The following is an 11585-nucleotide window of genomic DNA, read 5'->3' as shown; positions in this document are numbered from 1 at the left end:
CCTTAAACCCTCTCACATACAGGATATACACTCGTGTAATTACATGAGGTGGGATCGCTGTAACCAAATTTTTCTAATCAGACTAATCCTATGAATTCCATCATAAACAAAATTTGTGCACTGACGGTCTTCCTGTTGCTGGGCGCAGCGCTCTTTGCCTCCAGCCACCGCGAAGCGCCACTGATCGCCAATGATCCCCTTGCGGACAATACAGATCTGTATGCCTTCCGCAGCCCCGATGACCCCAACACGGTCACCATTATCGCCAACTACGTTCCGCTGCAACTCGCACAGGGTGGACCCAACTACTACCAGTTTGGAGAAAACATCCGCTACGAGATTCATATTGACAATGACGCGACAACTGCCGGCGATGATATTATCTACCGATTTACTTTCACCAAAACCAATTCTGATCCTTCCACTTTCTTCAATATCAGGCTGGGAATGGAAAACCTCCAGACTACCTATACCATGGAAAGAAGTACGGATGGTGGTGCGACTTTTTCGACACTCGCTACCAACGGATATGTACCGCCTTACAACATCGGTGCACGTTCGATTCTTTCCCCTGTAGGCCTCGGAGCAACAGATTATGAGTCGCTGTTTAACATGGCCATTACTACCCTCCCCAGCGGCGAAAAAGTATTCTGCGGTCCGGTGGACGATCCTTTCTTTGTAGATCTGGGCGGAATATTTGACCTCGGTGATGCACCACGCCAGAGCGGCATGCCCGTGGACGGTGTAGCCTGCAAAAACGTAAGCACAATCGCCATTCAGGTACCGATTTCCCTTCTCCAAAAAGACGGAAAAGATGTGAGTTTGGCAGCCAATATCCTCGACGGCGACTTTGTCATCGGCGTATGGGCTTCAGCCAGCCGCCAGCAAATGCGTACCCTCAATGCAGGAACCAACGCTTCTTACACAGGTCCATGGGTACAGGTTTCCCGCCTGGGCATGCCACTGACCAACGAAGCGGTTATTCCGATTGGCAATAAAGACGAGTGGAATGCGCGCACACCTTACAACGAAAATCCCGCTTTCTTCGAATCTTTTTTTAATCCTGAACTGGGATTGTACATGGATGATGCGCTCTTTGGGGGGGCGGTTCCAGCGCTTAGTTCACTGCGTATTCAGCGCAATTCTCTTGGCGCGTTTGACTTCGGTAATGGAAATGACGGACTGTTTGGTCTGAAAGGCAGTGCAGCCGTAGCCGGTACAGCACTTGACGACGCTATATTTGGCACATTGCTTCTGCCCGGACCGGGAAAACCACGCTCGGTGGACCTCTGGCCGGCATTCCATACCGGAGTTCCCAATTTCCCACCCTACCAGCTCGCTACCGGCAAAGGCGGCAACCCGCTCGCAGCAGGCAAACCGTTTGTCAACAACTTCCTTCCTTCCGGTGGTGATATGCTCCGTCTGAATATGGCCGTACCGGTAACAGACCGCAATGACCCTGCTTTTTCCTCTCTCGGACTGGTCAATGCCGCAGTATTAGGCCTTACGGATCCAACCTATGCATCAAGCGCTGCCTTGCAGTTTATCCCCAACATGGACGGATTTCCAAACGGAAGAAGACTCGAGGATGATGTAACCCGTATCGAACTACAGGCAGTTTCAGGTGTGGTACTCGCTGCTATCGGATTGTGGTATGACGATTTTGATCCTACCGATCCCAATGCTTCACCCGTAACACAGGATCTGCTTGACGTGCTTACTTACAGCACAGGTGTTGAAGCCAACGATGCAGCCTTCCGCACAGGATTTCCCTACGTACAGCTTCCCTGGCAGGGCACAGGGGTATGCGGTGGAAAAGCAGTTACTTACCAGCAGCCTACGGTTCTCCCCGCTACGCAGTCCGTTGGAAGTTTTACGCTGATCGACGCATTCAATGATGTGGATGTAATGGTGGTAAATGATGGAGATACCATTGATCTGGCCAGCCTTCCTACCAACAAAGTCAACTTCCGGGCAAATGTAAACCCCGGTGTCGTAGGCAGTGTGGTATTCGGTCTGAACTGGGATCCAACCTTCCGGACGGAAAACAATCCTCCTTATGCACTGGCTGGTTCCAGCAAATCAGGTAGCCCGGTCAATTACTACCAGTACGAAATCACCCCTGGCCAGTACTCACTCCGCGCTACCCCATATAGTGGCACCAGCGGAAACGGTCTTCCAGGCATCGCCCGCACGGTCAACTTTACCGTAATCAATTCTGCACTCAACCTTTCCGTTACAGATTTCACCCTCTACAATGCAGTCAGCGATCAGCCGGTAGGCCCGCTCAGCGATGGCGATGTAGTAGATCTTGACCAGATTGGCACCAACAAACTCAATATCGTAGCAGCGACAACTCCCGGTACGGTAGGAAGCGTAGTCTTCGCCCTGAATGGCAACCTCAACTTCAGCAAAGACAATACATTCCCCTACTCCATGCCTGGCGACAACGGCAACGGCGGATTTTTCCAGCTGGTATTTTCACCCGGAACCTACACCGTAACGGCGACACCTTATACCGGAAAATCAGGCCAGGGAGTACAGGGAATGCCCAAAACGATCACCTTTACGGTGATTAGCAATAACTTCTTTGCCCGCACCGCCAATCCTGGCAATACACCCGTCAGCCTCCTTTACCCAAACCCAGCCACAGATGTGCTCAATATCAATATGGAAGAAGGACAGGCAGGGGAAGTCAGCATGACCATATTCAGTGCGCTTGGACAAATCATACAGACTGACAAGTTTTTTGTCCCCGGAGGAAAATGGCAAAACGCTGTTGACGTATCAAATCTCGCACCCGGTATTTATACCATGCAGATTGTCAATGGCTCAGTCATTCAGTCCGAAAGATTTATCAAACAAAATTAAAGATTCATGCAGGAATGCGGCAGTGCCATCTGGCTCAATGGGTGGTACGCCGCACTCTTTTTCACAATTCTATTTATCACCTCATTTTTCCATTCAACTCATAAAAAATTACGTCATGAACCGTTTACCTCAACCCTCCATCATCGTTATTATCGCGATCCTGCTTACGATCTCCTTTGCGACATCCATGATCAGCAGTTGCATTCAGACAACTGCAAGAACCCAACAGGCAAAAATAGAATTGCCTACCCTGCTGGAAAGAGACGCCCGCCTCGGAAGTCCGGAAGAACGCCAGACTGTATTGGACCAATATTCTACCCTTTCCAATGCCATCTGGGTAAATGAAAAAGACCTCAAATCCAGGCTGAAACTCGTACAGCTATTCCTTCAGGAGGCAAGAGTTACCGGCGAACACGGATATTACTACCCCGAAGCACTGGGGCTGCTCGAAGGGATTCTGGCAGCAAACCCCAACCAGGACGAACAGTTTTTTGCCCTGCTGATGAAAGCTTCGGTTCAACTATCTCTGCACCAGTTTGCAGCAGCCAAACAAACCGCCGAAAAAGCTGTCAGCATCAATCCTCACAATGCACTGGTTTACGGCGCGCTGGTAGATGCAAATGTCGAACTTGGCAACTATGAAGAAGCGGTGAAAATGGCCGACAAAATGGTGTCCATTCGCCCCGATCTTCGCTCCTATTCCAGAATTTCCTACCTCCGCGAAATCCACGGTCAGGTAGAAGGTGCCATTGAAGCGATGCAAATGGCCGTATCAGCCGGATACCCCGGATTTGAAGAAACCACCTGGTGCCTGCTCAATCTTGGCCATTTGTATGAAACCTACGGCGACACCATGCAGGCCAGAATACAGTACGAAACCGCGCTCGCCCAACGGGCAAACTATCCATTTGCGATTGCAGCACTGGCCAGACTTTCAAAGAAGCAGGGAGATTTTGAAAAAGCAGAAAAACTATTGATTCAAGCCACCCAAATCATTCCTGAAGTGAGCTTTTACGAAGATCTGGCATTGCTTTATAAAGAAACAGGCAGGGAGGCTGAAGCAACACAACTCAGCGAAGAAATCATAGATATGATGGCAGATGATGAAAAAAGCGGCCATGAAATGGGGCTGGAATATGCCACAGTTTCACTCAAACTCTTTAACGATCCGGAAACTGCGCTGGAAAAAACAATGAAAGAGTATGCCCGCCGCCCGATGAATATTCAGGTAAACCAGCGACTGGCAGAAATTTATACCTACCTGGGTGATCAGGAAAATGTACAAAAACACCTTAAAATCGCGAATCGCACAGGCTCACGCGACCCCGAACTCGCCGCGCTTAACAACTAGGTTATTTCGGTTTCTGAATTTCATTTTCCAAAACAATTGTCGTCATGCGAACCATCACCCTTATCCTCTGTATGATTTTTTCCACTGCTGTTTTTGCGGGAAATATCAGGGGAATTATCCTCGATGCAGAAACAAATCAGCCGTTGGAAGGCGCACAGATCTACCTCAATGATACCCGGCAGGGAGCCGTATCCAGTCCATTGGGCAAGTTTTCTTTTGACAATCTCCCGGAAGGAGAGGTAAGCTTCACCATCCGCTATATCTCGTACGAAACCAAAACCCTGGAGGTGACCATTCCCGCCTCCGGAACAGTAGAAGTCAACACCCGGCTCACACCGGGAGAAGTTTTGCTGAATGAGATCGTAATCGCTGCTTCTACAGGCCCGGCACAAACCATTCGCAATATCCCGGCACTGGACATTCGCCTTCGCCCTGTACGTTCTTCCCAGGATATCCTTCAAATGGTGCCAGGCCTGTTTATTGCACAACATGCAGGCGGAGGCAAAGCAGAACAAATCTTCTTGCGGGGTTTTGACATCGACCATGGCACAGACATCAGCCTTTCGGTGGACGGGATGCCGGTAAACATGGTCTCTCACGCGCATGGACAAGGATATGCAGACTTACATTTTCTGATACCGGAAGTGGTCGAAGATGTCCATTTTCAGAAAGGAGTCTATGATGCTGCAACCGGAAACTTTGCTACAGCCGGGCAGGTAGGCTTTTATACAGAAGATTTTCTGCGGGAAAGTCAGGTAAAACTGGAAGCCGGCCAATACGGACTGACCCGGCTGATGAGTAAAGTAAAACTACTGAGTCAGGACAATCGCCAGGTGTATGCAGCGGGAGAATGGATGGCGCAGGACGGCTATTTTGAAAGTTCGCAGAATTTTCTCCGAAACAATATCATGCTCAAGTACAATGAAAAAATCGCAGACAATCAGTCTCTGACCGTTTCTGTTGCACATTTTCGCAGCAGATGGGACGCCAGCGGGCAGGTTCCCACAAGGGCTGTCGAATCAGGAGCCATTACTCGTTGGGGTGCGATTGACAATACGGAAGGCGGAGAGACTTCCCGATCTCATATCAATGTGCAATTTGTTTCAGAAACGCCTTCGGGTGCCCATTTCCGGCAGCAACTATACTGGATCAAATACGATTTTGAGCTGTACAGCAACTTTACATTTTTTCTGGAAGACTCTGTCCATGGAGACCAGATACGCCAGAAAGAAAACCGCGAGATACTGGGCTACCAGACCACTTACGATCAGGTAATGACCCTGGGGAATTTACCATTCAGGATAGAAAGCGGAGCGGGCGTTCGCGCGGATAAAATCAGAAACAACGAACTTTCGCATACCCTCAACCGGCGTGAAGTACTCGATTCGCTGGCTTTTGGAGATATCGACGAAATAAATATGTTTGGATTTGCCCGGGCAAATCTCGAATTACACCCCAGGCTCAACCTGGAGGCAGGGATCAGATACGACCAGTTTCGGTTTATATATGCCAACAAACTGACGCCCACTTACGACAGACGCGGACAGGAAAAAGGCATCCTTAGCGGAAAACTGAATCTCACCTGGTCTCCGAAAGAAAACCTTCAGGTTTACCTCAATACAGGCACCGGATTTCACAGCAATGATACCCGGGTGATAATGAGTGCCGACCCACGTCAGATATTACCCCGGGCGATAGGTTCTGACCTCGGATTTTTTGTGAAACCAATTCCCAGAATGATCATTCAGGCTGCGGTTTGGGGACTGTATCTGGAACAGGAATTTGTATATGTAGGTGACGCCGGAATTGTAGAGCCTTCGGGAAAAACCATTCGGACCGGGGTAGATCTCACGATGCGATATCAGCTGAGTAAACACCTGTATGGAGATATTGACATTAACTTTACCCATCCGAGGTCGCTGGAAGCAGCCGAAGCAGAAGCATATATTCCGCTGGCACCGATGTTGAGCAGCACGGGCGGATTGTCGTGGCAGAGCCAGCGAGGATTTAGCGCCAGTCTGCGTTACAGGTGGTTGGGAGACCGCCCTGCGAATGAAGATTACAGCCTCACGGCTTCCGGGTATTGCCTGCTCGATGCGCAGGTTGGGTACAGGCTGGGCCCGTGGGAGCTCAGCGTAAAAGCTGAGAACCTCCTCGACGCCGAATGGCGCGAAGCACAATTTGAAACAGAATCGAGATTGCGTGGAGAAAGTTCGCCCGTAACTGAAATTCACTTTACCCCGGGTAGCCCGAGATTTTTACGAACCAGTCTTAGTTTTTTCTTTTGATGAGTTGATGATGCTAAGCGCCGGATTTAATATCCGGCGTTTTTTTATGCAGGTTTCTTCCGCATCCAGCCAGTCATCCAGCGGAAAATCCGCTTCTCTTTTTCATAGAAGTAGTTAAATTTCCCAAACAGAAAGGCATAAATCAGAAGAAGCACCTGGTAAATGGGGGTAATAACCACGATATAGGTAAATACATACCAGAAATTGCAACATTCCAAACCCAGTAGAGGCATCAGATAACGCGGTATAATGGCTGCGGTGGAACCAGTTACAGCAAAAACAACCAGAATAATTGTATAATCCCAGGCTTTTTTCAGCTTTTCTTTATCCATAGGGGTTTGTAATCGATGGCAATATCGGAATTCGGCATCGATTTAAAAACCCGGAAACCGGCAGAAGGTTTAAATTATTTACTTAAAATTCGTCAGGAAGACGATCAGAAATAAGGAATTTTTTCAACTTGCCGGATACAACCGTACTTTGTGGTGAATGGGTAAGTACACTGCCCGGGGAGAGGATAATGTTGCCACGAACGTCGAGATTTGCATATCTTATCTGATAAAAGAAAGCGTGGTTTCGGAAATCATTGCCTGCTTTACAGATTCCATAATTGTCAAATCTGCCCTGGTTTTCAAGATCGAGCAGGGTGACAAAAGTGGCCGAAGCGGAATTATGGGTAATGGCGCCCTCAAAGGCGTGAAAGTTAAATAGATGGATGCGGGCTGCGATCTGGTTGGCGATTCGCCCGGAGCTTTCAATATATTTCACCAGAATTTCCCCGGAGTTGTCAACTGTACCAGTGTTGGAGACAAGCAGGCCATTTTCACCGGAGATCAGCGATACCCCCATACCGATTTCCAGATAGCCATTTACCACGATATCATAACCGACAAAACTTACATTTTCCATTAAAACCACCCTGTCTCCGGTGCGCACTTCAGCCCCGGGGTAGGTTGGGAGCCAGTTTGCAGGATTTTCATACAAGTGATCTTCTACGGCCTGGAAAAAATAGTCCGCGCCTATGCTATAACCATAGAAAATACATACAAAACCAATCAGTGTAAGGCTTCTTCTCATAGACAGTTGGGGATTCCTGTAGTTAACGCAAAATTATGAATTATATTTTACCTTAAAACAACATGTGTAATATTTCAATATAAAAATATTTTCACCACTGAACAACATACAAAAAAAGCAGATCTTTCATTGGTCCTGGCGTTAAGATTTCTGCGAATTGTGTAGATTTGTGTCTTATGCGAATTATTTTCATGGGAACCCCGGAATTTGCCGTACCGTCGCTCGACCGGCTGGTCAGTGCTGAGTATGAAATTCCTTTTGTAGTTACGGTTCCTGACAAACCCGCCGGGCGAGGGCAACAGCTTCGTCCTTCTCCTGTAAAAGTGTATGCACAGGAAAAACAAATCCCTGTACTTCAACCGGAAAAGCTGCGCGACCCGGAATTTATCGCTGCGCTTGAGGCTGCACAACCTGACCTGATCGTAGTTGTTGCCTTCCGTATGCTGCCAGAGGTTGTGTGGAAAATCCCCCGTTTGGGCACATTTAACCTGCACTCTTCCTTATTGCCTGAATACCGCGGCGCCGCTCCGATCAACTGGGCAGTCATCAATGGAGAAAGAACCTCAGGGGTAACCACTTTCCTGATAGACGAAAAAATAGATACCGGCAATATCTTGCTCCAGCACAAAATGGATATTCCCGAAGAATGGACTGCCGGCGACCTTCACGATCAACTTATGGAAACCGGCGCCGACCTGGTACTGGAAACCGTTTTTGGCCTGGAAAATGGTTCTCTGCACGCTGTACCGCAAATCCACTCTCTGGCTGTACACCACGCACCTAAAATATTTAAGGAAGATTGCCATATCCATTGGGATCAACCCGCCGTAAAAGTAAGAAATCTTATCCGGGGACTTTCGCCATACCCTGCTGCATGGACTCTGCTGGAGGGCAAAATCCTTAAAATATTTTATGCCACACTTACGGGCGAAACAACAGATCAGCCTTCTGGCAGCTTTGTTTCCGATGGAAAAACCCTGAGATTTGCCTGCGAAGATCAGTGGCTGGAGATTACAGATCTTCAGATGGAAGGAAAAAAAAGAATGAAGACCGAAGATTTTCTCCGAGGATTTAAACTGTGACCCTGTGTATGACTAGTTTTCAAAGCCATCAATACCCCCGATCACGAAACGGAATCGTTATTCTTCAGGAATACGCCATGCAGTATTATGGTGCGATCAATGCTATCCTGATGTTAGCGATCATGGTCAGAGTGGCCGCCGGAAGTAGTGGCCAATCTATCCTGTGGATCGCCATTGCAGGGGAAGTCATTGCGTTGGTAATCGGCAACTTGCTTGCCTACGGCAAACTACGCCGCACAATTGCAGAAATCTTTTTTGTCAACGACCATTTTTCGATGATTTCTGTGTATGAGATTCTTTTTAAGGGAGAAAACAACGCCTTCCCACTGGTATATGCAAATCCAGACATGCTAAATGAAGATACGGTTTCTGTTCATTTCAATGACCAGATCATCACCCTTCACCGCAAAGACTGGGAGGAATTTGACCTGATACGCGACTATCTTTTTTCGCGGCAATATTGAGGACATTGTAATACTGGCAGCTAAATCAAGATTGTTTCCCTAAGACTATACCTCTATTGTCAGCTTAAGTTGCCCTCCTAACCCACGTTGAATAATTTTCATTAAAGTAGAAAGTCGGATATCACTGGCATCATTCTCGATCCTTGATATATAAGACTTGTTGGTCCCACACTTTTGCGCAAGCTCTTCCTGAGTCATCCCCAGTTTTATACGAGCTTCTTCAAGAAGAACCCCCAACCGAAATGCTTCAAACTCCTGTTCCCATTTTTCTCGTTTTTCACTTCCCCTTTTCCCGTATTTATCATCAAGGATTTCGCTAAGGGTTGTAATATTTTTATTAGGTGTTTTTTTCATCGAAATATTCCTCCATTATATTAATTGCCTTCTCTATTTCATTTTTAGGGGTTTTTTGAGCTTTTTTTTGAAAAGCATTTCCCAGAACAATAAGTTTACCTTTGTCAAAGAATGCAAATATCCGGAAGATATTGCTGCCATATTCTACACGTACTTCATATAACCCTTTTGTACCTTCAATATGCTTAAAATATTTTTCAGAAACCCTCTGAGACACTCGTAACAAATTTAATGTCCACTCAATCTTAGCCTGAACCTTATCCGTTTGTTGATTATAAAAATCAAGGAAATAACGCTTATAGGCCACAACTTCTCTTACGTATTTCATTTAGTAAAGTTAACTCATCAGGCAACTAAAATCAAGGGGTTCACACCCATCTTTTCATATTTCTATTCACCCTATTGGGTGTACTTCAATCCGGAAAAAAATATCCGACATAGCAATTCGAAAATGTTGACTCTGGAAGAACTAAAAGTTCGCCTTTATGGGGAGACTTTATGAGTTAATCATTTATGAAGAAGCTACTGAAGAAATGGATTTTCCTAATGATTTATTCACCAAATCCCCTTCAACCCGGTGATTTTGCCTCCTGTGAAAGTTACATTTCCGCCTTCTGAAAACAGATTCATCCGGACAAATGGTTCATTAGGGAAAAATATATCTGTCATCACTACCTGACCGTCCTGGGCAAATAACTCAACTGACGCGACATCGACCAATAGGTGCATGGAAATCGCCGAACTCCCGGGTACGTTGGGGGCGTAGTGTACGCCTGGAAACTCATCTGCAAAGTCAATCTTGCCTGACTGAGTCCTGTCTATAAAAAATCTGTCTCCGGCTTTTTCATAACCAATCCGCACTTTTTCGCCTTTATCATTGGTAAGTTCGAGGCCAAATTCTGTGGCAGATGAACCCGCCATATCAAAGGACAAGACCAATTCTGCGAGTGTTCCCGAATCTTTGATAACAGGCATAATACCGGAAACCGTAGCACCATCTATGCTTTTTTCTTCTCCTCTGATCAGTTGAAGTTCAGCTACAGGTTCTGTTTTTAAGCGAATACCCGCTGAGGTTGAGATAAGTTCAAGCGTGCGGGGAATGGTCATGGCACTGCGCCAGGGGTCTGTGGGTACACGCATTGCGTAAAGCCAGTTGCCCATCCAGCCGAGAAACAGCCGACGGCCATCAGAATCGGGAATATCTGACCAGGTAACGCCTGCGTAGTTGTCTGCGCCATAATCCAGCCAGAGGGTCTGTTCGGAAGGATTGTCGCTGGTAAATGTTTTTCCGTCAAAATCTCCCACAAAGTATTGAGTAGCAGAACCCTGATTGGGGCCTCCGGGGTTGATACTGAGCAGCATTACCCATTTTTTACGATTAGGATCGCCGTTTACAGGCAGTTCAAACAGATCCGGGCATTCCCAGACACCCCCGTGGCTTCCGTAGGTTTCCCCAAATTCGCTGCTCATCGTCCATTCTTTCAGGTTGGGAGAATGATACAATCTCACCTGATTGCCACGCGCAAAAATCATCACCCACTGCTGGCTTTTTTCATGCCAGAACACCTTCGGATCGCGGAAGTCTTTGAGTCCGGGATTGGGTACAACAGGGTTTCCTTCGTACTTGGTCCAGGTCCGCCCTTTGTCGAGGCTGTAGGCGATTCCCTGATACTGGTAATCGTTTCGCCCGGCCTTTTCACCTTCCGGGTCATGATAAGTAAAAATAGCGACCAACGGGACCTGTCCATCAGGAGCCAGTCCGCTGGTGTTTTGGTGATCGACAACCGCGCTGCCGGAAAATATGTACCCCATGCTGTCGGGATACAGAGCTATCGGTAAATGTTCCCAATGAATGAGATCAGGACTTACCGCATGTCCCCAATGCATAGGCCCCCAGACAACATCGTCAGGATAATATTGGTAAAACAGATGGTATTCCCCTTCATAGAAAAACATCCCGTTGGGATCATTCATCCACTTTGAAGGGGGCGAGAAGTGGAACTGCGGGCGATGTGCCTCCTGATAATATCCTTCCGTAATCGTTTGCGATTTGCTTTTTTCCATTGTTGCGGTATCGTTTCGGCAACTGAGGAAAGTC

The 11585-nt window shown here is 47.4% G+C and carries 10 protein-coding genes; 5 read left to right on the top strand and 5 right to left on the bottom strand.

Going from position 1 to position 11585, the window contains the following annotated elements; all coding sequences use genetic code 11:
• Positions 1 to 90: 90 nt before the first annotated feature.
• The 3 genes from R3D00_07770 (at position 91) to R3D00_07760 (ending at position 6510) form a co-directional block, all read left to right on the top strand.
• Positions 91 to 2871: a DUF4331 family protein gene (locus tag R3D00_07770; protein ID MEZ4773064.1), complete on the top strand. Its 2781-nt coding sequence runs from the start codon at positions 91 to 93 to the stop codon at positions 2869 to 2871.
• 115 nt (positions 2872 to 2986) lie between these two features.
• A complete protein-coding gene (locus R3D00_07765; protein MEZ4773063.1) occupies positions 2987 to 4222 on the top strand; it encodes a tetratricopeptide repeat protein in 1236 nt (411 codons plus the stop codon).
• A gap of 44 nt (positions 4223 to 4266) precedes the next feature.
• Positions 4267 to 6510, top strand: a complete 2244-nt coding sequence (locus R3D00_07760) for a TonB-dependent receptor (GenBank protein MEZ4773062.1) — start codon at positions 4267 to 4269, stop codon at positions 6508 to 6510.
• A gap of 44 nt (positions 6511 to 6554) precedes the next feature.
• On the opposite strand, the gene R3D00_07755 is transcribed toward R3D00_07760, so the two are convergent.
• Both R3D00_07755 and R3D00_07750 read right to left on the bottom strand, forming a co-directional pair.
• Positions 6555 to 6842, bottom strand: a complete 288-nt coding sequence (locus R3D00_07755) for a DUF6787 family protein (GenBank protein ID MEZ4773061.1) — start codon at positions 6840 to 6842, stop codon at positions 6555 to 6557.
• 82 nt (positions 6843 to 6924) lie between these two features.
• Positions 6925 to 7587 carry a hypothetical protein gene (locus R3D00_07750; GenBank protein ID MEZ4773060.1) on the bottom strand — a complete coding sequence of 221 codons (663 nt, stop codon included), beginning with the start codon at positions 7585 to 7587 and terminating at the stop codon, positions 6925 to 6927.
• Between the two features lie 176 nt (positions 7588 to 7763).
• On the opposite strand from R3D00_07750, the gene fmt reads away from it, so the two are divergent.
• Both fmt and R3D00_07740 read left to right on the top strand, forming a co-directional pair.
• Positions 7764 to 8669 carry a methionyl-tRNA formyltransferase gene (gene fmt, locus R3D00_07745; GenBank protein ID MEZ4773059.1) on the top strand — a complete coding sequence of 302 codons (906 nt, stop codon included), beginning with the start codon at positions 7764 to 7766 and terminating at the stop codon, positions 8667 to 8669.
• Positions 8670 to 8677: 8 nt separating this feature from the next.
• A complete protein-coding gene (locus tag R3D00_07740; GenBank protein MEZ4773058.1) occupies positions 8678 to 9133 on the top strand; it encodes a hypothetical protein in 456 nt (151 codons plus the stop codon).
• A 45-nt stretch (positions 9134 to 9178) separates the two neighbouring features.
• On the opposite strand, the gene R3D00_07735 is transcribed toward R3D00_07740, so the two are convergent.
• From R3D00_07735 to R3D00_07725, 3 genes are all read right to left on the bottom strand, one after another.
• Entirely contained in the window at positions 9179 to 9487 is a 309-nt protein-coding gene (locus R3D00_07735) for a helix-turn-helix transcriptional regulator (GenBank protein MEZ4773057.1), read from the bottom strand.
• Entirely contained in the window at positions 9471 to 9815 is a 345-nt protein-coding gene (locus R3D00_07730; protein MEZ4773056.1) for a type II toxin-antitoxin system RelE/ParE family toxin, read from the bottom strand. The genes R3D00_07735 and R3D00_07730 overlap by 17 nt, the downstream gene beginning before the upstream one ends.
• A 227-nt stretch (positions 9816 to 10042) precedes the next feature.
• Entirely contained in the window at positions 10043 to 11551 is a 1509-nt protein-coding gene (locus R3D00_07725) for a glycoside hydrolase family 32 protein (protein ID MEZ4773055.1), read from the bottom strand.
• Between the last annotated feature and the right edge of the window lie 34 nt (positions 11552 to 11585).

The organism is Bacteroidia bacterium (genome assembly GCA_041391665.1).
Classification (GTDB): domain Bacteria; phylum Bacteroidota; class Bacteroidia; order J057; family J057; genus JAGQVA01.
This window is presented reverse-complemented; position numbering and strand designations above follow the sequence as displayed.